The following is a 23314-nucleotide window of genomic DNA, read 5'->3' on the forward strand; positions in this document are numbered from 1 at the left end:
ACATGCTCAAATTTTTTAAGAATATCAAGAACAGTGTCTATAACCCGGAGTTCTATAAAGAGCTCGAAGGGCGATCGATTTGGTTGTCGTTGCGTTACTACTTCGGGCTTATCGTTCTGGTCGCCTTACTGCTCGGGCTGGGTTACACCGCAATTTTAGGCCCGATGATCGTCGGATTCTTGGGCAAGGCGGATCCGGTAATCAGGAATGTCTATCCGAAGGAGCTCGTGGTAACCATCAAGTCGGGGAGCGCGGCGTCGAACGTTGCCGAACCCTACTTTATTAAAATGCCGAAGGAGATGCAGGAATTCTTCGGCGCCACTACGACGCAAAATTTGGTCGTCGTCGATACTCATGAGAAGGCCGACCCGGACAAATTCCGTTCGTTCGATACTTGGGCTCTCATTGCCAAGGATGGGCTGATGGTGATAAAGAATAACGATAAAGCCGGCGCTCTTGAATTCCAAGCATATTCGAGCGATTTGGTCTTGACGCAAGAAACCTACCTTTCGTTCATTGATAAAATGATGAGTTATGGCGACAAACTTCCTATCGTCATCTTTGTCATCTTGCTTGCTGTAATATTGCTCTGGGGAGTCGCTCGTCTCGGTTACTTCTTGATTGCAGCCGTGCTCGTCTACCTCCTCCTTAAGGCGCGCAAATTGCCGGCAAATTATGCGCATGCCTACCGCTTAACAGTCCATGCGGCAACATTGCCGATACTCATAAACCTAGTACTCGCAGCAGTCACTGGTGATCCGCGCACATTGGCAACAGTGCCATTCGTCTTTACTATAATACTATTGGGTGTTGTGTGGGTAAACTTGCGAGAAGCGAAGTAAAAAAACGGAGGGTGAGAGATTCGAACTCTCGGGGCGGTTTCCCACCCACAGTCTTTCCAGGACTGCGCACTAGACCACTATGCGAACCCTCCTAATGAAGCGTCAGCATAGCAAAAAAAACTGCTAAAATCTACTTTCTCTTTTACTTATCAAGTTGTTCGAAATACTGGCGGGTCAGATTGCGGTGGCCTTCTTTGGTCACCAACACGTTGTCTTCTATTCTGATTCCGCCGGATGGGGTAAGTGCTTCTACCAATTCCCAATTTACAAATTTGCTTGCCGAGCTTTCTTTTAGTTTTTTAAGTAGCATCGGGATAAAGTAAATGCCCGGTTCTATTGTAATCACATTTCCCGGTTCCAATTTGCGCATGGTGCGGAGCTTAGGGAAGAGTTCGGCAAGCTTGTCATCTTTATTTTCTGCATTGCTCGAGCCGACGTCGTGTACTTGGATGCCAAGGAAGTGGCCGATACCGTGGGGGAAGAATGTAGAAGTCAGGCCAGCACTTATCGCCTCATCGCCCTCTTTATATATAATGTCATGCGATTTGAGAATATGCGCGATGCTGAAATGCGCATGATAATGCAACTCGAGCGTGTGTACGCCGGGTCTAACTTTCTCACACAGTTCTTTTTGTAACGTATCTAATGCCGAGATTATGCTTACGAATCTACCGTCGGCTTTGGGTGATGCCCATGTACGCGTTACGTCAGACGCAAAGCCGAGGTGTGATACGCCAGCATCGAGCAGACAGATCGCACCACTTCTTTCTTCGCGCTTGTTCTGATAATGCAGAATGGCGGACTTGCTATCAAGTGCGGTAATAATGGGGTAGGGTAGATCAGCCTCTGCCTGTTTCGTGCCAATGAGATAGGCATGATGAATGTCGAGTTCAGAACCACCCGCAAAGAACGCATCGTAAGCCCGTGCATGGCCAAGCGCGGCGATTTTGTTTGCCTTCTCGATACAAGCCACTTCATATTCGGATTTTACCGTGCGGAGTTCGTCAAGTTTCTCCAGTAATTCTTTCGGATTCCTGTTTTGTGGCAATATCCCGTGGCCCGTTGCTGTCCCCGAGGCAGTCTCGTCGCCAATAAACGCGCTATTTCTGCCGGTGACTTTCCCCGCTAAAATATCCCACGCCGCTTTAGTGTTGCCAACGTGCGTGATATTGAATTCATTTGCCCAAAACGGATCGTCCCACATAGTGTGTTCATACCAATAATCCTCCGGTGCCACGATGATAAGTTCCGGCCTAGCATCCGGCGTAATAATCAAAATATGATTTGGTCCGAGTAATGGAGTCCAGTGGCGAAAGTGAGGAAGCGTATGAAAAGTAATTTCCTGATCGTCAGAATGGTAGAACGCCGGCGTACCGGAATGAATTGCAAGAGCGCCATAATTATAGTTGCGCAAAATCCCGCCGACTTTTTGCGTAAGAGGCCCGATATGAGCAGGGAATAAAGATTCAATAGAATTCATATTCGGGATTATAACATATCTGATTATGGTCTGATATTGCAATTAGTATGACAGATGTGTATCATGAGCATGGATACAGAGGCCGATCTTAGGAGGTGGCTCTCGTGTTGAGAAATGAAGATCCGTGGATTGCAGGGTATGAGGATGGGCTCGAAGACTTTCGTCCTGTGAGTGCGGGAGTCTTGTATCTAGAGGGCTGGCGTGCGGGGAGAGCAAACAGAATACTCGGCGAAACCTCAATAAAATGGTTTCCTAATTCCCACGATCCAGCCCGGAGCTAGGTTGTCATAGGTATTGGCGTTTAGGCCCTCGGAACATATCGAGGGCCTGACGTTTTATTCACTTGGAAGCTTAGCTTCCAAGTGCTAGAATTAGTGTGTGAGAAATATCGAATTTGCCGAAGACGAGTATTATCATATATTTAATCGGGGCGTAGAAAAACGTAGGATTGTTTCCGATGCGTACGATGTAATCAGGTTCATGGAGAGCCTGACACAATTTAATGTAGAGGACCCGATAGGAAGTATCTTTGAAAACCAGTTCGGAAATCAGGCTACACAATCGACACAAAAGCCACGCAAGCTTGTTGATATAGTGGCGTATTGTTTGAATCCGAATCATTTCCATTTGCTTTTGCAACAAAAGTTGGAAAATGGTATTCCGAAATTTCTGCACCGTTTTGGTACGGGGTACACGAAATACTTCAATCACAAATACAAACGAACAGGGTCATTATTTCAAGGCACTTTTAAAGCAAAATACATAGATGATAATGACTACCTACTGCACGTAAGCGCGTATGTTAACTTGAACTTTAAGGTTCATCGGTATAACAAAGAAGATGTTAGAAATTTTGTGCGAACCAGCTTGGAACAGTATACGACAGCGCGGAAAGGCATTGCTGTACCCAAGACAATTCTTGAACAATTTGCGAACAAAAAAGAATATGAAGCTTTTGCGGAAGATTCGCTCGACCTCATGTTAGACCACAAACAAGAATCAAAAGAATTAGAAATGCTGATAAAGGAAGACTCGGATACTGACTTGGAAGCTTAGCTTCCAAGTGACTCAATGCGCGACGGTGATGGCGAAGACTTCTCTTGCGCCTGATTTTTTTAAGACCTTTCTGCACTCGGCAAGGGTTGCGCCGGTCGTGGTAACGTCATCAATCAGAATACAGCACTTGTCAAGTATCTTCTCTTTATTTTTTATTTCGAAAGCTCCGATTATATTTCGCAAACGTTTGCCCCTGTCCTTTACGGACACTTGCGATGCGGTATCGCGATTTTTATATAAGACATCATTAAGGACACTAAAGGACATAGAGTTGTCGAGCCTTATAAATGCTTCTGCTATAAGCTCGGCTTGGTTGTAACCGCGCTCGGCAAAGCGGCTCGCCGATAGAGGCACCGGGATTATAATTATCTTCTCTCCCTGCCCCAGGCCCCACGATAGGCGCTTCTCACCAATCGTCTCCAGGGCGCGGTCATAGAGTGCCTCGGCCAGCGACTCCGCTACTATCTTCTTGCCATGATACTTCAACTTCTGAAGAGACTTCTTGATGACCGGGTCATGGAAGGCGTAGGCGCTCCAGACATCCGTGTCGTTCGGCTCTGTCGCCGGCTCGGCGCTTGATGCGCACGCGACGCAGAGCGGTGAGCCGGACTTTTTACAACCGACGCAACGCTCTTCAAATAAAATATTCAGTAAAAAATTTAGCATATGACTTTTCCCGCCTCTTCGGCGGAAGTCGCCAGTGAGGCGACTGTGGATAACAGTATAAGAGTTCTATCGTATTTTTGCTACAATGATGTAAAATAGTCCGCATGGCGAATTTCTTCAGCGATCTCTTTAAGAATATCTCCGGCGGCAACAAGATAGCTCTTTTCAAACAAGAGAATTCAAGTGTTGTCGGTATCGATATCGGCGGCTCCAGTATCAAGGCTGTCCAGCTCCGCAAAGAGCATGGCAAAGCATTGCTTGAGACATACGGTGAGATTGCCCTCGGCCCTTACGCCGGGCTCGAGATTGGTCAAGCGACCAATCTCCCGACGAGCAAAATTATCGAAGCGCTCAAAGATCTTTTTCGCGAGGCGAATATCACGACGAATCGCGCCGCGTTCGCCATCCCGCTCAAGTCGAGCATGATTACCTTGATCGAGATACCCGTCCAGAGCGAAGGTATTCTTGACCAGGTGGTGCCTATCGAAGCGCGCAAATATATTCCCGTACCAATATCGGAAGTTGCGCTCGATTGGTGGGCAATCCCCCCGCGAGAAATTGATGAGCCGGGCGTATTATCGGAGAAGCCGAAGGAGGCAAAGAGCGTAGAGGTCTTGCTCGCAGCGATTCATAATACGACGATCTCGCAGTATCAAGAGATTATGAAGGGAGCAAGTCTGGAGTCGAAGATCTTCGAAGTCGAGACCTTCAGCGCTGTGCGGTCGGCATTCGTGCAGAGCCCTGCTCCGCAAGTAATCCTTGACTTCGGTGCCGGATCAACCAAGGTCTACATCATCGACATGGGTATTGTGCGAGTGTCACAGCTTATCAACAAAGGCTCGCAAGATATCACCCTCGCCATCTCCAAGTCGCTCAATCTCTCTTTCGTAAAAGCCGAGGAGCTTAAGCGCAAGGTAGGCATATTGGGGAGAGATACAGAGAACATCAGCCCGGTGGTTAATCCGATACTTGAATATATATTTTATGAAGTCAATCGGATTATTTCCGGATTTCATAAAAAGTATGGCCGAGTCGTATCCAATATGTTTCTGATTGGCAACGGAGCTTCGCTTAAAGGCCTTGTCGAGCTTGCCGCCAGCCAATTCGACAACAGTCTTGTTCCGGCCAATCCCTTCGCCAAGGTCCAAGCGCCGGCCTTCCTTGATCCGATGCTGGCTGCAGCAGGACCATCATTCGCAGTCGCTGTCGGAGTCGCTTTAAAAGAATTGCAGTAATTTTAAATTAAAACTTAAAATTCGAAAGTCGAAACTAGAAATTTTTAACCCCATGGATTTCCAAGCACCACAACAATCTTCTCAAGCCCCTTCATTTTTGCCCAAGCGCAGCCCGTACGCGCCCACCCAGCCTTCGACAGCGCCAGTCGGCATCTTTATGTTCATCGGGGTTATCGTTTTCTTGGCGTCGGCTATCGCCTTCGGCGGCGTCTTGCTCTACACCAATAACGTCCAGACCAATATCGACACCTCCAAGGCCCAGCTCGCAGATGTGCGAAAAGATTTTGGCAACGCCTTGAACGAGATAAGCCGATTCGACCTCAAGCTCCGCACCGCCCAGCATCTCCTGAATCAGCATGTGAGCTTACTTAATCTCTATGCCGACCTAGAAATAGCAACATATCAGACAGTCCGCTTCACTTCATTTAAATATGGCCTGGCTGATGACGGTAAAATAGCAGTAAAAATGGCTGGCCAAGCTCGGAGCTACACCGACCTCAACAATTACGTTCCGGTCGCACTCCAGTCGAAGAAGTTCGCCGGTATTCCTAATGTAAAGAACGTTTTATTTTCGGACTTGAATCTCGACCAAACAGGTAATGTTGTATTTAACTTCTCCGCTAATCTAGATCCGAAGTTCATTTCATACAGAGAAAATCGATTGCTCCAATAATAATGACTCAAAGGTTCAACCTTAGGCATCCAAAAGGTTGAACCTTCAAGACAAAAACATAATGATAACCAGACTTGTAATACCAATAGCCCTAGTCATTGCCGCGATAGCGCTTTTCTTCGCGTTGACACAGCCCGCAATGGGTGTGCTTCAGACGAAGCAGGAAGAAAAGAAAACCATTGACGATGCCCTCGATAACGCAAAAAAAATTAAAAAGATCCAGGACAATCTCCTTGCGGCCAAGCAAGCCATTCCGAGTGACAAGATAGACAATCTGAATAAGCTTCTCCCCGACACTATCGACAACGTCCAGCTTATTATCGACGTGAACAATATCGCGCTTAAGTACGGTTCGAACATGGCATTGCGCAATATCAAAGTGCGCACCGACGACGGAATGACCGGCGGCAAGATAGGCCCGAACACCAAGAAGTATGGCACAGTCTTTCTCAACTTCACCGTCACTGGCCCATATTCCGCGCTCAAGCAGTTCTTGAATGATTTGGAGGTCAGCCTCCGCCTCATCGATATTACCGGTCTTACCTTCACTGCCGGAGAAAAGGAGTCGTACGAGTATAATTTCGAGATTAAAACCTACTGGCTAAAATAAGGGTTCCGAGGTTCGACCTTTTGGATGCTCAAGGTCGAACCTCGAAAACAAAATTTTAAAAACATGCAAAGCAACAAGATAATCACCGGAGTCATAGTAGTATTCATCATCGCCGCTCTCGGTTTCGCGATTTATTACTTTGTCGGCGGGAGCAGTACCGGCGATGTGTCAATCCCCGGGCCTAGCGCGACAGATACACCAGAGATGATTGCGAGCCGCGACTTCTTGGTTGTTCTCGGTAAGTTCCAGAACATCAGTCTTTCTACTTCGACGCTTGATGATCGTGTTTTCAACAGCTTGATAGATGAAAGCGTGACTTTACCTCAAGAACCTCTTGGACGCTCGAATCCGTTCGCGCCTATCGGGAATGAAGTCGGCACGACGTCGATACGCAGATGAACAGCGATGTACCTACAATCAGTCTGAAGGGCGTTAAGGTGTCTTTCGATGTTCTTAAATACATCCCTGAAGAATCGGCGGCTTTTTACGCATTTGTGCCGATAGGGCTTAAGGACAATGTTTTGGAGATTGGTATGGTGGATCCGGAGAATCTAGAGGCAAGGAACGCCATTGTTTTCATCGCCTCAAAAATAGGTTTGCCGTATAAATTATATCGCATCAATAAAGAGGATTATGAATCGGTACTCAAGAATTACAAAGGCATCTCCGGCGAAATAGACAAGGCGCTTGGCGAGCTTGGTTCCGAGTTCGGGGACAGAGAGAAGCTCTCGCATGAGCTTGACCAGAGCATGTCGGATAAGGTTACCGTAGACATTATCGAAGACGCCCCGGTAACGAAAATTGTCGCTTCCATAATCCAACATGCCACCGACGGCAACGCTTCCGACGTGCATATAGAGCCATTGGGTGAGAAGGTGCGCGTTCGCTTCCGTGTTGATGGTGTGATGTATACCAGTCTTTTCTTGCCAAAGGTGGTGCACGAAGCAGTCATCGCTCGTATAAAAATACTTTCGAACATCAAACTTGACGAAAAGCGCAAACCGCAAGACGGCCGTTTCTCCGCAAAGATTGAGGGGCGCAAAGTGGACTTCCGCGTCTCGACCCTCCCCACGTTCTTCGGCGAGAAGGTGGTGTTGCGTATTCTGGACACGGATAAGGGAGTGCGCACATTGGACCAGATAGCGTTGCGCCCGAACGACCTCAAGAAAGTTCAAAGCGCCCTCGAGCGGCCATACGGCATGATACTTATTACCGGTCCGACGGGCTCCGGTAAATCGACGACTCTCTACGCGATGCTTAACTCGCTCGATAAAGAGGGGAGTAATATCGTTAGTCTCGAAGATCCTATCGAGTACAACGTGGCGGGGATTAACCAATCGCAAGTCTTCCCCGAGATTGAATACACTTTCGCCTCCGGCCTCCGCTCTATTTTGCGCCAAGACCCGGACGTTATCATGGTGGGTGAAATCCGCGATAAAGAGACGGCCGAGCTCGCCGTGCAGGCGGCCTTGACCGGCCACCTTGTGCTCTCTACGTTGCACACCAACACTTCTGTCGGCGCTATCTCGCGCCTTATGGATATGGGCGTAGACCCCTACCTTATTGCGCCGACTCTTATTCTCGTGATGGGTCAGCGTCTCGTCCGTACATTGTGTGAAGAAAAGGATAAGCGTGTGATAGACGAAGCATCGCGAATGATAATAGACAAACAGCTATCCGACCTGCCGGCCGAATATCGCGCCGAATTTATGAAATACGACTCTATATATAAGGCGAAGCCGTCCAATACCTGTGCAAACGGTACCAAAGGCCGTTTGGCGGCTTTTGAAGTGCTCGAAATTGATCAGGATATTCAAACTTCAATACTCAAGAACAGCGGTGAGGAGATTATTTATAAATCGGCAAGAGCGAAGGGCTACACTACCATGCGCGAGGACGCCTTGCTTAAAATGCTTCAGGGGATTGTCCCCTTTGAGGAAGCAATGAGACTGTAGTAGAATAGGACTTATAAGACTAATAAGACTTATGCCTAATAAAAAAATTCTGATCATCGACGACGACAAGTTCCTTTTGGATATGTACGCGATGAAGTTCTCCGGCAAAGACTTCGACATCGAGACAAGTCAGAACGCCTCTGACTCTCTTTCTAATATTGTCGGTGGCTATCATCCGGATGTGATCTTGCTCGACCTCGTCATGCCGGGCATGGACGGCTTCGGCTTTCTCGAAGAGATGAAAAAGAAGAATCTGGCAAACGGCACCAAAATAATAGTCTTCTCCAATCTCGGCCAGAAAGATGATATAGAGAAGGGGATGGCGCTCGGCGCCGCCGGATACATTATTAAAGCAAGCTCAACACCGTCAGAAGTGGTGCAGAAGGTTAACCAGATTCTGGGCAAATAGCTAAATTTTGATATTTGATATTAGATTTTTAATCTAACTACCGTGGACTATAAAAAAGAACTCCTAGATCTCATCCAGATAGTGATAACCCAAGGCGCTTCCGATTTGCACATTTCGGCACTCCGCCATCCGACCATCCGTGTCTCGGGCGAACTGGTGCCATTGGTCCAGAAGCCGGAATTGACGGCGCAGGACTCTGCCGGGCTCGTCATGGAGCTTATCCCCACGGACGACAAAGAGCATTTCTTGAAAGATAAAGACATCGACTTCTCCTACAGCACCGCGAGTGGTGAACGCTTCCGCTGTAACGCATTTTTCCAAAAAGGAATGATCGGCGCGGCTCTACGCCTCATCCCGTCCAAGATTAAGACAATGGACGAGCTATTTTTACCTCAATCGCTTAAAGATTTCGCGTTCAAAGAGCAAGGATTCTTTTTGGTTGTGGGCTCTGTCGGGCAAGGCAAGTCTACGACTCTCGCCTCGATGGTGCAGATAATCAACACCGAGCGCGCCGAGCATATTATCACCATCGAAGACCCTATCGAGTACGTCTTCACTGAAGACAAGTCCATAATAGACCAGCGCGAAATCAGATTCGACACCAAGGATTTCAAAACGGGCTTGCGCTCCATGTTCCGCGAGGATGTGAACGTGGCGATGATCGCCGAGATGCGTGATGCCGAGACGATTGCCACGGCCGTGACGGCCGCCGAGACCGGCCACCTTGTGCTCTCTACGTTGCACACCAACAGTGCCGCCCAGACCATCGACCGTATCATAGACTCCTTCCCCGGCGACCAGCAGGCGCAGATTCGCATGCAACTTTCGAGCTCGCTCATCGCTATCTTTTCTCAGCGCTTAATCCCGCGCGTATCAGGCGGGCTTGTACCGGCTTATGAGCTTATGATCAACAACAGCGCCACCTCCAATCTTATCCGCGAGGCGCGCACGAATGAAGTGAATCTCGTCATCGAGACCAGTGCCGAGCAAGGCATGGTATCAATGAACCAATCCTTGGCCGAGCTTGTCCGCCGAGGGGAGATAACTATCGAGAACGCGTATAAACATTCACTTAACACGCAAGGATTACAGCAAAGATTAGGTTGAACAAGAGAGTTCAACTCTCTGTATACAGAAAGTTGAACTCTCTTGTACAAAATTATGTTATTCACCTACAAAGCATCTGATCAACAAGGCAGTGAGCAGACCGGCAACATCGAGGCGGGGAGTATGGATAGCGCCATCGCCACACTACAACAGCGCAATCTGCTGGTTATAGATATCAAGCCAGCCAATCAGGCCGGCTTCTTGGCGAAGTTGATCCCATCCTTCGATCGCGTGGCACTCAAGGATATCGTCATTCTCTCCCGCCAGCTCTCCACGCTATTCGAGGCCAAGGTCCCCGTCGGCAATATCTTCAAGCTCCTCGCCGCCGAATCCGAGAGCCGCCCTTTGCGTGCCAAGCTTTCCGAGATGACAGACGACATCCAGGGCGGTATGTCAATATCCGCCGCGATGAGTCGCCACCCCGATGTCTTCACCGCCTTTTACGTCAGCATGATCCGTGCCGGCGAGGAGTCGGGCAAGCTTTCAGAGACCTTCGAATATCTCGCAGACTATCTCGAGCGCAACTATGCCATAGTGTCCAAGACGCGTAATGCTCTTTTATATCCCGCGTTCGTTATCCTCTCTTTTATTATAGTGATGCTCCTCATGTTTATTGTGGTCGTCCCGCAACTCGCATCTATATTGAAGGACTCCGGCCAAGAGTTGCCGTTCTACACCCAAATGGTCATCTGGATGAGCGATCTACTCGTTAACGACGGGTTAATCCTGCTAGTCATAGTCATTATCTCCGGCCTTGGCCTCTGGTACTATACTCGCTCGCCGGCTGGCAAAACGGCTTATGGATACTTCAAGATGAACATCCCGTACTTGGGCGATTTGTACCGCAAGCTCTACGTCTCACGCATTGCCGACAACATGGACACAATGCTATCTTCCGGCATTTCTATGGTGCGCGCGATGGAGATTACGGCGGACGTGGTGGGGGATGATGTGTATAAAAAAGTTTTGCTCGACACGATGGAGGATGTTAAGGGCGGTAGCCCGCTCTCGGAAGCCTTCTCGCGCCATCCGGAGATACCGTCTATCATCATCCAGATGTCGCGCATCGGTGAAGAGACCGGCAAGCTCGGCTTCGTTCTTAAGACGATGGCGCGCTTTTATAAGCGCGAGGTAGATACCGCCATAGACACGCTCGTCGGCCTTATCGAGCCGATTATGATTATAGCGCTCGGCCTTGGCGTCGGCTTCCTCCTTATCTCCGTATTGGGTCCGATTTATAACATTACGTCTAGTATCAGTTAACAGAATTAAAGAATTTAGGAATTATAGAATTAAAGAATCATTCTCAAATTCTAAAATTCCCTAATTCTGTCCGAAACCAGTTATCCCCGCGCCCTCCTTGCATTTTTAAACATTAGCCCTATAATCAAGCACATATATGAAGAAAGGTTTTACACTTATTGAGCTTCTCGTTGTAATAGCGATAATAGGCATTTTGTCATCAGTGGTGTTGGCATCGTTGACTAGCGCTAGGACGAAAGGAGCTGACGGTGCAATTAAATCTGCACTTCAACAGTTTCGTGCCCAGGCGGAACTTGATGCCGATACGATCGGTGCGGCGACTAGCAATAAGCTTTATAGCACGGCGACAATAGTGACGTGTGGTGCAGCTGCCGCAACAAATGTGTTTGGAACTACTAAAGGTGCCAAGATTTTGGCCAATGCCTTTAGTAACTCGAACACTACCGCTTCAGGGTCAAAGTGCGGGGCTGACGCTGATTCCTATGTAATTGCAGTGCCGCTGCGCTCAAAATCAACTGACTTTTGGTGTGTTGACAGTGAAGGAAATTCTAATGTGATAGTTGGGGCAAATTTTACTCCGGCGAGCCCTTTTGCCTGTCCCGCATCATAAATTTCATAGTCGAAAATATTATTAACAATTATTATTAAGTTTTAACAGATTCTATGCAGAACAAAAAAGGTTTTACATTGATCGAGCTCCTCGTGGTCATCGCCATCATCGGCATCTTGACCTCGGTGGTTCTAGCGTCGCTCAACAGTGCGCGATCGAAAGGTGGTGATGCGGGCGTCAAGGACAACTTGGCATCTATCCGCACGCAAGCAGAAGTGTACTACGATGGTCCGAAGAACTACGGCACAGCTTTTGCTCCGGCGCTGTGTTCTACGGCCGGCGCAGGCACAATGTTCGTTGATGACTCAAGCGTCAAGAACGCAATAGCCTCTGCAGCTTCCTCGGGTGGCGGTACGGTAAACTGTGCATCGGTAACCTCTCCGGCAGCGGCGTGGGCAATCTCGGCACAGCTCAAGGCCGATACGACCAAGTATTGGTGTGTTGACAGCACTGGTAATGCGACCTCAACCTCGACAGCATTGCCGACAACAGGAGCTGTTTGTCAGTAATCCGGTATAATTAGATATTCCAACAAAAAAGTCCCGAGAGGGACTTTTTTGTTTTCCACCCGCCTCCCCGGCGGGTCGCCGAGGAGGCGACTGTTTTTCCACTATGAAATTAACGTGCATACGGTATGATATGGCTATGACTGCACCTAAATTATTCTTGGCTATCGTTGTTATTATAATCGTCGGCGGAGTATTGTTGGCGCTCGTGGGTGGCCGGCGCGGAGACGCCGGCGTGATAAAAAATCTTAACACTATCCGTACGGCGGCAGAGCTCTATTATGATATGAACAAGAACTATGGCACGGCGTTTGTCGGTTCGTGTCCGGACGCCGGTGCCGGCACGATATTTAAAGACGACAAGAGCGTAAAGATTGCGCTCAAAGGAGCATTATCTGCCGGCGGAGGTGAGGGAGATTGTGTCGTGACAGACGGGCCGTCTCAAGTCTGGGCGGTACGCGTACAGCTCAAGTCGAGGAGTGAATATTGGTGCGTCGATAGCACCGGTGCGACGGCCAAGACGGGCTCTGCCATAAATGGCGCCGGTGCTTGCGTATTCCCCTAAGGTCTTTTTAATTTTGTGATATAATCTTGATATCGTATGGACGGCTTACTGCTCATATTTCTCTTCGCTTTCGGCCTGGTCATGGGTAGCTTTCTTAACGTTGTCATTCTCCGTTACAACACTGGTAAGAGTTTGCAAGGCCGTTCGGCCTGCTTCTCTTGCGGCACGACGCTCGCTTGGCATCACCTCGTCCCGCTTATCTCCTTCATCGCCCAGCGTGGCCACTGTGCCTTCTGTGGCAGTAAGATCTCTCCCCAGTATCCGCTGGTCGAACTCGCCACCGGCATTTTATTCGTATGTTCCTACCTGTCTGCCGGCGAGGCAGGTCTCCTATCTCCTAACTCCCAACTCCTGTTAGTATTCAATCTCATCGCCACTTGTCTCTTGATAATCATCTTCGTCTACGATCTTCGCCATAAGATTATCCCTGACGGCATTGCCTATGCCTTTATTGGCCTTGGCTTCATTATGCTTATTTTGCGCAATAGCACGCCCTTCGATACAGCCGGCGCAATAGCAGACATTGTCTCTGCCATTCTGATTTTCTTCTTCTTCTTTTCGCTGTGGTATTTCTCTAAAGGCACCTGGATGGGTCTGGGCGATGGCAAGCTTGCGCTTGCTATGAGCCTCTTCTTGCCTTGGGCAGAGAACTTATCGGCCATAATCATCTCGTTCTGGGTAGGTGCCGGCTTCGGCCTGCTCCTCATGGCGTACGAACGCATAAGGGCACACAAGGCAGTCTTCTGGGGCCCGCAGAAGACTGCCTTGTGTGGCAAGTTTCACTCAATGAAAAGCGAGCTCCCATTCGCGCCGTTTATGATAATCGCATTCTTCTTGGTGCTATTCTCCCAACTTAATTTGTTCTATTTGCTGATTGTATGAAACTTTCAACTTTCAACTTTCAACTTTCAACTCGCTCGGGCTTCACCCTCATCGAGCTCATGGTCACCCTCGCTATCTTTACTATCATGACAGGCATCGTCCTCGCGAACTATCCGGACTTTAACACCAAGATAAGCCGTGATGTGCTGGTGCAGAACGTCGCCTTGGCTATCCGTGAAGCGCAAGTGCATGGTATAAGTATCAGATCTCAAGACATAGGCACGCTGGCAACAGCCTATGGGGTTTATATTAATGATACTCAAAGCTATCCGCTCTTCTCTGATAACGATTCAGACAATATTTACGATTCTGGCGATTTAATAGTGCCAGGGAATAACAATTTAATCCAAGGAGGTAAAAATAAAATTCTACTTGTATGCGGAAATTATCACTACACAAATAATAGCGGTCCCGCAGTACGCACAGATTGTGAAGATGCGGCAAAACATCCAGAGAATCTAGCTACAGCTAATACTTCGAAAGAGTTAAATATCGTATTTCATCGTCCAAATCCTGAGGCTATTATTACCGGTACGCTTAAAGAAGGTATTAACCAGTGCGACTCTAGTGGAGACGTGCTGCCCGATTTAGACGGGTTTTGCAGATACAACAATGCCGCGATATTCATTGGTGACGGGTTGGGGACGTATAAAAAGGTGATAATTTGGAATACGGGTCAAATAGCGACAGAGTAATGCTAAAAACTACAAACTACAAACTAAAAACTGCCCGCGGCTTCACACTCGTCGAAGTGCTTGTTTCTTCGGCTATCATCACCGTCGTGATGCTTGTTGCTATCGGCGCTATTATTACCATCCAGGATGCAAGCCGCAAGGCGCAGGCAGTGCGCGCCATTATCGACAACCTGCACGGCGCGGTAGAGAACATGTCGCGCAAAATTCGCACCGGCAATACCTACTACTGCGGCGATGCAACGAGCAACCTTCCTTATTTCCAAACACGGCCATGCGACAGTTCCGGATTCGCAACCGCCATGTCTTTTATGGCAACCGACGATGTCAGCACCGGTGAAGGTGTGCCGACTATATATCGCATGGAATGCAGTCCCGCTTTAAATGGCGAGAATATAGAGCCGGTTTCGACTACGGGCATGTGTCGAGAAGGTCAGAAGGGGACCATCATGTATTATAAAGACAACACGAACGGCCGAGGATTCAGCGGCTTCGAGCCTCTTACCGACCCCAAGATTGATGTAAAGAGCCTGCGTTTCTATGTCCATAACGCCGAAGGTGTTAACGGCTATCCGTCGGTCCTTATTACTATTAACGGTACGATTAAAATAGAGAGAATAAACATCAATACGCCGTTCAATATCGAGACGACTATTTCGCAATATATAAAATGAAGAAAGGATTTTCACTCATAGAAACATTGGTGGCTACTGCTATTATCGTGATGGCGTCGGTCGGCCCGCTTGCTTTGGCCGGCCAGAGCTTGGCGCAGGCGAATTATATTAAAGACCAAATCGTCGCGACATTCCTAGCACAAGAAGGTCTGGAAATCATGCGCAATTATCGTGATACTCTTGGCATTGCCGAAATCGCGCTCCTATATACGGGTATTAATGGCACTCATTGTGTTACCGGTGATCCCTGCTCAGTGAGCGGCATCGACATGATAACAACACCCGCTACGAATAATTACTTCGTTGCTAATTGCGATAATGATCCCTGTTTGGCGCTTAACTATGATTCCGAAAACAGCCTTTACTGTTATCCAAGTACTGGCGGGACTGCCGAAGCTTATTGCTCTGGAACAAACGCCCCATCTATTTTCACGCGCTCGATAACCGTTGAACAAATTGTGGCTGACAAAGAATATAAAATCCACTCTATAGTCACTTGGCGCCGCGGATATGGTCCGCGTACAATAGAACTGACAGAAAATTTATTTGAACGAACATGGTAACCCCCCAAACTCCTAACTCCTATCTCCCAACTCCTACCCAAAGTGGCTACGCCCTTCTCTTCGCCATGTTCGTGTCGTCTATCATGCTTTCTATTGGGCTCGGTATCTCTACGATAATATATAAAGAGCTTATCCTGTCCGGTATCGGCCGTGAGTCAGAATTTTCGTTTTACAACGCACAGACCGGTCTCGAATGCGCTTTGTATTCTGAAAGTGCCGACTCAGCATTTTATGCCACAGCTGATGCTGATGGCGATAATACTAGGCCTAAATGCGACGGGAGCGATATTCTAGATCTTGTGTATGATAGAGGCTTGGAAGGCGCAACAACTACATTCAATATGACTATCAATAATCCTGCGCCGTCATGTGCTAAAGTCACGGTATATAAGTCCGCGTCTAACTATATGGTTATAGACTCGAGAGGATATAATACAGCATGTGGTGTTGAAACGAACTCCCGCCGTGTAGAACGTTCGCTCAAACTTCGCACCAATATTGTCCCCGCCGGCGGTTAGTAGTAGTATGGTCTGATATGACAGAACGCGAGGTAAAAGAACGTATAACGAAACTGCGAGAGGCGATTAATCGGCACCGTTATTTGTATCATGTCGAGAACAAGGCAGAGATAAGCGACGAAGCGCGTGACTCTCTTATGCATGAGCTGGTTGACCTGGAAACCCGATTTCCAAGTTTGCTCATGTCTGACTCGCCGTCTCAACGCGTATCCGGCAAGCCTCTGCCCGGATTTACTAAAGTAAAACATGCAGTACCGCAGTGGTCGCTATCCGACGCGTTCAATGAAGATGAAATAAAGTCTTTCGACGAAAGGGTGAAAAAAAACCTCACCCTAGCCCTCTCCGAAGGAGAGGGAACAAACGCGAATCAGAACCCCTCTCCTTCGGAGAGGGGTAGGGGTGAGGTCGGTTATGGTTATACTGCCGAGCTCAAAATAGACGGCTTCCATATCGTGCTGACTTATGAGAAGGGCAAGCTGGTGCGGGGCGTCACGCGCGGCGACGGTATTGTGGGCGAGGATGTAACGCAGAATATCAAAACTATCGAGGCTATCCCACTAGTGCTCGAAGAGGCGATAGACATAATAGTCGAGGGCGAGATCTGGATGAGTAAAAAGGAATTCATCAGAATAAATAGAGAACAGGAAAAACAAAAGCTCCCGCTTTATGCCAACCCGCGCAACATTGCCGCCGGCACTATACGACAATTAGACTCAAAGGTTGTAGCCTCGCGCAAACTTTCTAACTTTGTTTATGATATTGATAAAACAAGCGAGAAGCTTCCTGCCACCCAAGCCGGTGAACTTGCCTTATTACACAAACTCGGTTTTAAGGTAAATACGCATTTCAAAGAATGCAAGAATATAAATCAGGTTATAGAGTATTGGAATTATTGGCAAAAGCACAAAGAGCAAGAAGATTATTGGATAGACGGCGTGGTGGTGAAGGTGAATGAGCGTAAACAACAGGAGGAGATCGGCTATACCGGTAAGGGCCCGCGCTTCGCTATCGCCTTCAAATTCCCGGCCGAACAGGTGACGACTATTGTCGAAGATATTGTCGTACAGGTTGGCCGGACGGGCGTGCTTACGCCGGTCGCTATAATGAAGCCCGTAAGTGTTGCGGGGACTACTGTCTCGCGCGCTACGCTACATAATGAAGATGAGATAAAAAGACTGGGGCTTAAAATTGGTGACAGTGTGATACTGGAGAAATCCGGCGACGTGATACCGAAAATCTTGTCGGTACTAACCGAGCTTCGCACCGGAAAGGAGAAGTCTTTCAAAATGCCGTCGAAATGTCCGGTCTGTGGCGGCATGGTTGAACGGGATGAAGCATTCGTTGCTTCCCGTTGCATGAACTCTGGTTGTGATGCCAAGAACAGTCGCAGTCTCTACTATTTTACTTCGAAGACGGCATTCGACGTAGACGGCCTTGGGCCAAAGGTTATCGATCTGCTCGTAGAGAATGGCCTGGTCTCAAGGCCGACGGATTTCTTTAAACTTAAGAAGATTGATATAGAATCATTGCCTAGAATGGGGGAGAAGTCGGCAGAGAATCTTATAAACGCAATAAACGAAAGAAGAAAAATATCCCTCGCGCGTTTTATAATTTCTCTTGGCATTAATGATGTCGGTGAAGAGACGGCTCATGATTTGGCCGAACACTTCGGCAGTATAGAAAAGCTTGCGCGCGCAAGCGAACTTGAACTTAATGAAGTATATGGCATAGGTGATGTGGTTACCAAATCTATTTTAGATTACTTTACCAACGAAAAGCACAGGAAACTGGTGAATGATTTGTTGGAAGAAATCCATGTCGAAAAGTCGGAGGTCCGACCTCCGAAAGTCGGAGGTCGGACCTCCGCGAGTGGGATTTCTGGAAAAACATTCGTACTGACCGGCACGCTCGCGTCTCTCGAACGCGAAGCGGCAAAGGAAAAAATCCGTGAGCTCGGGGGTAAAAGTTCGGGATCGGTATCCAAGAATACCGACTACGTCGTTGCCGGCGAGAACCCGGGGTCTAAGCTCGATGAAGCGAAGAAGCTCGGGGTTAATATACTTACAGAATCGGACTTTCTCAAGATGTTGGGAATATGATATAGTGACTGGAAGAGGTTGAACCTTAAGCACCCAAAAGGTTCAACCTCTGGAATCAAATACCCATGCTTACAATAGACGATATAAATAACCTTGCGAGGCTTGCCCGCATCGAGATATCTGAAGATGAAAAGGCTAAGCTCCAAAAAGATATGGAGTCTATATTGGGTTATGTAAGCCAAATAACCAGCTTGGCCACAAAAGAAGAAGGCGCTACCCCAAATACCGATCTTATCAACGTAATGCGCGAGGATGTGGCTACGCACGAATCCGGTGAATATAAAGACGCTATCCTTGCCAATGCGCCCAAGCGCGAGGGCGATTACTTTTCTGTAAAACCTATATTCGAAGACAGATAGATATGATAGATCTAAAATCTCTCACAATTAAAAAAGCGCACGAATCTTTACTAAAAAAAGACTTTTCGGCCGTTGAGCTTCTTTCCGCCTATCGCGAGAATATAGAGAAGAGGAATAAAAAACTGAATGCTTATCTCGAAGTTTTCGACGATGCGACAGACCAAGCCAAATCGGTTGATGTCAAGATCGGGCGAGGCGACAAAATTTCTGATCTCGCCGGTATCCCGCTCGCCATTAAAGATATTATTTTATACAAAGGCCATCTGGCCACCGCGGCATCGAAAATATTGGCAGGTCATCACGCTGTATATGACTCAACGGTGGTAACGAAATTAAAAAATCAAGACGTAGTTATCACCGGCCGTACCAACATGGACGAGTTCGCCCACGGATCATCCGGCGAACATTCCGCCTATGGGCCAACACTTAATCCACTTGATGAGACGCGCGTACCGGGTGGGTCATCCAGTGGCTCCGGCGCGACTGTTGCCGCAGATATGGCACTTGTCTCGCTTGGGACAGACACGGGCGGGTCGGTGCGTTTACCGGCAAGTTATTGCGGGTTGGTCGGGCTCAAGCCGACATATGGTGCAGTTTCGCGCTATGGCATCATCGCTATGGGGAGCTCGTTCGATCAAGTCGGACCAATAGGCAAGACTGTTGGCGACGCAGAGATTTTATTCAATGCGATAAAGGGTAAAGATTCGCTCGATTCTACAACGTATGATTATAATAATGTCGCAGTAAAGAATGACAAAAAGAAAATGCGCATCGGTATCCCTCGCGCATTCGTCGGCCCGCCTGCCGGCGAGGCAGGCAAGGGCGTCGAGCCAGATGTTATAGAAAAATTTAACGAAGCAGAGAAAAAGCTTCGCGAACTCGGACACGAGATAATAGATATAGACCTGCCGAATATCGACAAAGCGTTAGCAGTGTATTATATACTGATACCCGCAGAAATTTCGGCAAATCTCGCACGTTTCGACGGCGTGCGCTTCGGCTTGCGCGCAGACGGCAAGAACGGTATTGAAGATTATTTTAAGACGCGCGGAGCAGGCTTTGGTGCAGAAGCCAGAAGGAGAATTATGCTCGGAACTTATATACTCTCCCATGGTTATTACGACGCCTATTACAATAAAGCCGTTGCAGTAAGACAGATTATCAAGCAAGAATTCATCAACGTTTTTAAACAAGTAGACGCTTTCATTACGCCTACCGGTATTTCGCCGGCTCCCAAACTCGGTGCCAATGCTAATGACCCGCTTGCCGAGTATCTCCTGGATATTTTTACCGTCTCCGCAAATGTCGCCCAAGTTTGCGCGATGTCTGTCCCGATGGGAACGGTTAAGCGAGAAGATAAAGATTTGCCGGTAGGACTGCATCTCACCGCTCCGCACTTCGCCGAATCAACCTTATTCACACTCGGTAAGCAATTTTTGGGCGAAGTGGTATAATTAGAGAATGCCGGAATTTGTTTCGCTCAACCTCGAGTATCTGTTTTATCAGATCTATAAGTTTTTTTATTCGTTCACGCATAATACCCCAAGTTTGCCGGTCGTGCCGGCCCACACTTTTTCTTATTCTTCTGTATTTATTCTCGCTTCCATATTAATTTCCGCATTGCTTATCTGGGCGATTGCTTATCTGCTGATCAAGACACGGCAGTATCATATCGAATACGAGTGGGCACTCTATAATCAATCGCAAGAGAATAAGGCGGCAACAACCAAAGAAGAAAATCCGAAGTGGAAGTCGGTCTTGTCTTTTGCCGAGTCGGATAATCCATCAGACAGGAAGGTGGCGATAATAGAAGCGGATAAATTACTCGACGATGCTTTGCAGGCGGGGAATATCCCGGGTGAGAACCTTGGCGAGAGACTTAAGAATTTCGATGCCAAAACCACTCCGTGGCTTGATGACGCCTGGGAGGCTCATAAAATCCGCAACCGCATAGCGCATGAGGCCGAGTTCGACCCGAACGTTCATGATATAAAGAAGACAATCGCAAGATACGAAAGAGTCTTGCATGAACTCCGGGCGATATAGAATAGACCTTGCTCTTACTATTGCGGGGGCGGGAATTTCCTTCAACTAAAACTTTGCCGTCGCAAAGTTTTGTCTAGGCACCGCCTCGCAGAACTTTCTACTGAAAGTTCTAAGCTCCGGCGTTCAATTCCGCCACGAGCAAAGCAGTTTGCTCGTTCCCCGCAAAAAGCCAAAAACCGCCCAGAGGCGGTGTGGCTTTTTGTTGCGGGGGCGGGAATTGAACCCGCTTCTTCAGGTTATGAGCCTGACATGTTACCGTTTCACTTCCCCGCTGATGCGAATTCTAGCACAGATTGAGAAATTGTTCAAAACGTAGTAGAATAGCCAGACGTTCTTTTATAACAAGCCGTTGTAGCTCAGTTGGTAGAGCACGTCATTGGTAATGACGAGGTCAGCAGTTCAATCCTGCTCAACGGCTCCCGCAGGGAGTAGCGAAGCGTCCAGCAGGATTGAAGGCCGGACTGCGGCGGCAGGAGGCGGGGTCGCACAAATTTTCAGCAGAAAATTATGCGTGACCTATCCTGCTCAACGGCTCCCGTTTCTTGAAAATAAGCCATCTTAGCTCAGTTGGTAGAGCGACGGTATCGTAAACCGTAGGTCCCCGGTTCAAACCCGGGAGATGGCTCCAGTTTTGTAGAAAAAGATACAGAAGCACCCAAAGCGTGGGCGGCACGAAGTGCCGCCCATTGGTTTTCGCCTGATTTTGTGGGGGGATTCGGAAAATTCGGCGCGCTTGCGCGCACTAATTTGTTTTGGAGGAGGAGGTTCGAGCCAAAGATTTCTTTGGCAGCAACCTTTTTAGCAAAAAGGTTGCTATCCAATGCAATTTTTTCCATATTTCCCGCGTCCTTTATCCACTTTTCCATCGGTTCGAGCCAATGTTTCTGCTTTTGTTGATTACGAGATATTTCCTCCTCCAGCGACTTTTTTTCGGATAGTAATTTTGATTTTTCAGCACGATATACTTCCTTGTCTATGTCTTGGTCTAAATAGCCGTCTAAAAGTCGCTGGAGCTTCGCTGTGATATCCGTAATCATTTTTTCGTTCTTTTCAACAAAAGCAGAAACGGATTGGGCGGATTCCACTTTGTCTTTTTCAAGTCTTCCGTTTAGATAGTCCGCCCAATCTTGTGGCAAAGAAACTTTTTGAAGAAGTGATGAAATTTGCGCATCCAAAGATTCTTGGCGAATACAGGGTTCAGGACATTTTTGCGTTTTCGATTTCTTGGTGCAGTGATAGTAAGTGTAGAAATGTTGCATGCCGTTGAGCTGGGTCTTCACCCTGTATTCGCCAGTGATTTGCATTCCACATGACGCGCAAGAAAGGAGTCCGCAATATGCTTGCGGTTCATTTTTCTGTTTGTGTCGCGGACGACTTCTTCTTTTCATCACTTCTTGCACAAGGTCCCAAAGTTTCTTTGCCACTATTGGCTCGTACCTGCCTTCGTATATTTCGCTGTTATACCGAAAATGTCCGTAGTAGAACGGATTGGAAAGAATAAAGGTCGCGCGGGAAATGTGGATTCTCTTTCCATTTTTTGCAACGAGGTGGTTGCGCTCAAAATATTCTCCGATACCTTGCAGTGTTTGGTTGCCTTGCGCGTACAGCTCAAACGCGTGGCGAATAATCGGCGCGGTCTTTTTATCCACTATCACAGTTTTTGTTCGAGAGTCGTTGATATATCCCACAGGAGCGAGACTTGGATATTCGCCGCGCCGTACCTTTTGGCGCAACCCTCGTTTCGTATTTTCGGAAAGAGAGTCCACATAATATTTGCTTTGCCCGAAAGCCATATTCAACATGAATTTTCCTTGCGATGTGCTATCGCACCAAAAAGTGGGAAACTTCAAGCTCGCAAGTTTTTCTGTGTCGAGGAGGTAAATTACTCGTCCACCATCAACAGAATTGCGAGCGAGACGATCCGGATGCCAAGCGAGAATATTTCCGCCGAGTTCTTCAATATCGTCTAACATTTTATTAAACATCGGACGACCGGGAATTTTCGCAGATTGTTTTTCCACAATCTCGGCGGATATTTCAATATTCTCTCGCTTGGCATAGTCTCGCAATTCTTGGAGTTGTGCTTCAATCGAAAGAACCTGCTTGTCCTCAACATCAGTAGACTTGCGAGCATACAAAAAGAATTTTTTGGGAGAGACATTTTCCATATACGCATTATAGCAAAAATTCTTTTTGTATGGCAAAGCAAATAATTAGGAAAAATTGCATTGGATTTCGAACCTCCTCCTCCAAAACAAATTAGTGCGCGCAAGCGCGCCGAATTTTCCGAATCCCCCCACAAAATCAGGCGAAAACCAATGGGCGGCACTTCGTGCCGCCCACGCTTTGGGTGCTTCTGTATCTTTTTCTACAAAACTGGAGTGTCTTTATGACTTCGCTCGAACCTACTTTATCAAAAATTCCTAACCAATGGAAGCCCGCCCCGCCACCGCCTCGTAGAGCCTCGGCGGACACCAAAGAAAAATGTTCCTTGCTTTTCGGAT

Annotated in this window: 24 protein-coding genes and 4 tRNA genes; 24 read left to right on the plus strand and 4 right to left on the minus strand. The window is 47.8% G+C overall.

Translation table 11 applies throughout. The annotated features are described in order from the left end of the window. Nucleotides 1-2: 2 nt before the first annotated feature. Nucleotides 3-842 carry a DUF1189 family protein gene (locus WC764_03715; protein ID MFA6006803.1) on the plus strand — a complete coding sequence of 280 codons (840 nt, stop codon included), beginning with the start codon at nucleotides 3-5 and terminating at the stop codon, nucleotides 840-842. A 5-nt stretch (nucleotides 843-847) separates the two neighbouring features. Here WC764_03715 and WC764_03720 read toward each other — a convergent pair. After that, nucleotides 848-934, minus strand: a tRNA-Ser gene (locus WC764_03720). Nucleotides 935-984: 50 nt separating this feature from the next. Then, nucleotides 985-2322 (minus strand): Xaa-Pro dipeptidase, encoded by a 1338-nt coding sequence (pepQ, locus tag WC764_03725; GenBank protein ID MFA6006804.1) that lies wholly within the window; start codon nucleotides 2320-2322, stop codon nucleotides 985-987. Nucleotides 2323-2700: 378 nt separating this feature from the next. Between pepQ and WC764_03730 the strand changes: the two genes are divergently transcribed. Continuing rightward, entirely contained in the window at nucleotides 2701-3378 is a 678-nt protein-coding gene (locus WC764_03730; protein ID MFA6006805.1) for a transposase, read from the plus strand. 12 nt (nucleotides 3379-3390) lie between these two features. Here the strand turns inward: WC764_03730 and WC764_03735 are convergent, their stop codons facing one another. Then, nucleotides 3391-4044, minus strand: a complete 654-nt coding sequence (locus tag WC764_03735; GenBank protein ID MFA6006806.1) for a phosphoribosyltransferase family protein — start codon at nucleotides 4042-4044, stop codon at nucleotides 3391-3393. Nucleotides 4045-4148: 104 nt separating this feature from the next. On the opposite strand from WC764_03735, the gene pilM reads away from it, so the two are divergent. The 20 genes from pilM (at nucleotide 4149) to WC764_03835 (ending at nucleotide 20810) form a co-directional block, all read left to right on the plus strand. After that, nucleotides 4149-5279, plus strand: a complete 1131-nt coding sequence (gene pilM, locus WC764_03740) for a type IV pilus assembly protein PilM (GenBank protein MFA6006807.1) — start codon at nucleotides 4149-4151, stop codon at nucleotides 5277-5279. Nucleotides 5280-5331: 52 nt separating this feature from the next. Beyond that, on the plus strand, nucleotides 5332-5952 hold the full coding sequence (locus WC764_03745; protein MFA6006808.1) for a hypothetical protein: 621 nt from the start codon (nucleotides 5332-5334) through the stop codon (nucleotides 5950-5952). Between the two features lie 61 nt (nucleotides 5953-6013). Further along, nucleotides 6014-6562, plus strand: coding sequence for a type 4a pilus biogenesis protein PilO (pilO, locus tag WC764_03750; protein ID MFA6006809.1), 549 nt, complete (start codon nucleotides 6014-6016; stop codon nucleotides 6560-6562). Nucleotides 6563-6625: 63 nt separating this feature from the next. Next, complete coding sequence (locus tag WC764_03755) at nucleotides 6626-6961, plus strand: hypothetical protein (GenBank protein MFA6006810.1); 336 nt, start codon at nucleotides 6626-6628, stop codon at nucleotides 6959-6961. Continuing rightward, nucleotides 6958-8517: a GspE/PulE family protein gene (locus WC764_03760; GenBank protein MFA6006811.1), complete on the plus strand. Its 1560-nt coding sequence runs from the start codon at nucleotides 6958-6960 to the stop codon at nucleotides 8515-8517. Before WC764_03755 ends, WC764_03760 begins: the two co-directional genes overlap by 4 nt. A 31-nt stretch (nucleotides 8518-8548) precedes the next feature. Further along, nucleotides 8549-8926 (plus strand): response regulator, encoded by a 378-nt coding sequence (locus WC764_03765; GenBank protein ID MFA6006812.1) that lies wholly within the window; start codon nucleotides 8549-8551, stop codon nucleotides 8924-8926. A gap of 42 nt (nucleotides 8927-8968) precedes the next feature. Continuing rightward, nucleotides 8969-10033 carry a PilT/PilU family type 4a pilus ATPase gene (locus WC764_03770; GenBank protein MFA6006813.1) on the plus strand — a complete coding sequence of 355 codons (1065 nt, stop codon included), beginning with the start codon at nucleotides 8969-8971 and terminating at the stop codon, nucleotides 10031-10033. Nucleotides 10034-10087: 54 nt separating this feature from the next. Further along, nucleotides 10088-11296: a type II secretion system F family protein gene (locus WC764_03775; GenBank protein ID MFA6006814.1), complete on the plus strand. Its 1209-nt coding sequence runs from the start codon at nucleotides 10088-10090 to the stop codon at nucleotides 11294-11296. Nucleotides 11297-11432: 136 nt separating this feature from the next. Further along, a complete protein-coding gene (locus WC764_03780) occupies nucleotides 11433-11906 on the plus strand; it encodes a type II secretion system protein (protein MFA6006815.1) in 474 nt (157 codons plus the stop codon). Nucleotides 11907-11959: 53 nt separating this feature from the next. Then, nucleotides 11960-12415, plus strand: a complete 456-nt coding sequence (locus tag WC764_03785; GenBank protein MFA6006816.1) for a type II secretion system protein — start codon at nucleotides 11960-11962, stop codon at nucleotides 12413-12415. Between the two features lie 130 nt (nucleotides 12416-12545). Further along, nucleotides 12546-12977 carry a hypothetical protein gene (locus WC764_03790; GenBank protein ID MFA6006817.1) on the plus strand — a complete coding sequence of 144 codons (432 nt, stop codon included), beginning with the start codon at nucleotides 12546-12548 and terminating at the stop codon, nucleotides 12975-12977. Nucleotides 12978-13013: 36 nt separating this feature from the next. After that, the gene (locus WC764_03795; GenBank protein ID MFA6006818.1) at nucleotides 13014-13859 is read left to right on the plus strand and encodes a prepilin peptidase; all 846 of its coding nucleotides are present in this window, start codon (nucleotides 13014-13016) and stop codon (nucleotides 13857-13859) included. Beyond that, nucleotides 13856-14554 (plus strand): type II secretion system protein, encoded by a 699-nt coding sequence (locus WC764_03800; protein ID MFA6006819.1) that lies wholly within the window; start codon nucleotides 13856-13858, stop codon nucleotides 14552-14554. Before WC764_03795 ends, WC764_03800 begins: the two co-directional genes overlap by 4 nt. After that, complete coding sequence (locus WC764_03805; GenBank protein MFA6006820.1) at nucleotides 14554-15225, plus strand: type II secretion system protein; 672 nt, start codon at nucleotides 14554-14556, stop codon at nucleotides 15223-15225. Before WC764_03800 ends, WC764_03805 begins: the two co-directional genes overlap by 1 nt. After that, on the plus strand, nucleotides 15222-15788 hold the full coding sequence (locus tag WC764_03810; GenBank protein ID MFA6006821.1) for a prepilin-type N-terminal cleavage/methylation domain-containing protein: 567 nt from the start codon (nucleotides 15222-15224) through the stop codon (nucleotides 15786-15788). The genes WC764_03805 and WC764_03810 overlap by 4 nt, the downstream gene beginning before the upstream one ends. Next, the gene (locus WC764_03815; protein ID MFA6006822.1) at nucleotides 15782-16306 is read left to right on the plus strand and encodes a hypothetical protein; all 525 of its coding nucleotides are present in this window, start codon (nucleotides 15782-15784) and stop codon (nucleotides 16304-16306) included. Before WC764_03810 ends, WC764_03815 begins: the two co-directional genes overlap by 7 nt. Nucleotides 16307-16323: 17 nt before the next feature. Then, on the plus strand, nucleotides 16324-18405 hold the full coding sequence (ligA, locus tag WC764_03820) for an NAD-dependent DNA ligase LigA (protein MFA6006823.1): 2082 nt from the start codon (nucleotides 16324-16326) through the stop codon (nucleotides 18403-18405). 65 nt (nucleotides 18406-18470) lie between these two features. Next, on the plus strand, nucleotides 18471-18764 hold the full coding sequence (gene gatC / locus WC764_03825) for an Asp-tRNA(Asn)/Glu-tRNA(Gln) amidotransferase subunit GatC (protein ID MFA6006824.1): 294 nt from the start codon (nucleotides 18471-18473) through the stop codon (nucleotides 18762-18764). Nucleotides 18765-18766: 2 nt separating this feature from the next. Next, nucleotides 18767-20218: an Asp-tRNA(Asn)/Glu-tRNA(Gln) amidotransferase subunit GatA gene (gene gatA, locus WC764_03830; protein ID MFA6006825.1), complete on the plus strand. Its 1452-nt coding sequence runs from the start codon at nucleotides 18767-18769 to the stop codon at nucleotides 20216-20218. 7 nt (nucleotides 20219-20225) lie between these two features. Then, nucleotides 20226-20810 carry a hypothetical protein gene (locus WC764_03835; GenBank protein MFA6006826.1) on the plus strand — a complete coding sequence of 195 codons (585 nt, stop codon included), beginning with the start codon at nucleotides 20226-20228 and terminating at the stop codon, nucleotides 20808-20810. Between the two features lie 203 nt (nucleotides 20811-21013). On the opposite strand, the gene WC764_03840 is transcribed toward WC764_03835, so the two are convergent. Next, a tRNA-Met gene (locus WC764_03840) sits at nucleotides 21014-21082 on the minus strand. Between the two features lie 73 nt (nucleotides 21083-21155). Between WC764_03840 and WC764_03845 the strand changes: the two genes are divergently transcribed. Further along, nucleotides 21156-21228 (plus strand) — tRNA-Thr (locus WC764_03845). 134 nt (nucleotides 21229-21362) lie between these two features. After that, nucleotides 21363-21438 (plus strand) — tRNA-Thr (locus WC764_03850). Nucleotides 21439-23314: the final 1876 nt, after the last annotated feature.

Source organism: Candidatus Paceibacterota bacterium (assembly GCA_041660505.1).
Taxonomy (GTDB): domain Bacteria; phylum Patescibacteriota; class Minisyncoccia; order Phycocordibacterales; family JACRKE01; genus JBAZWG01.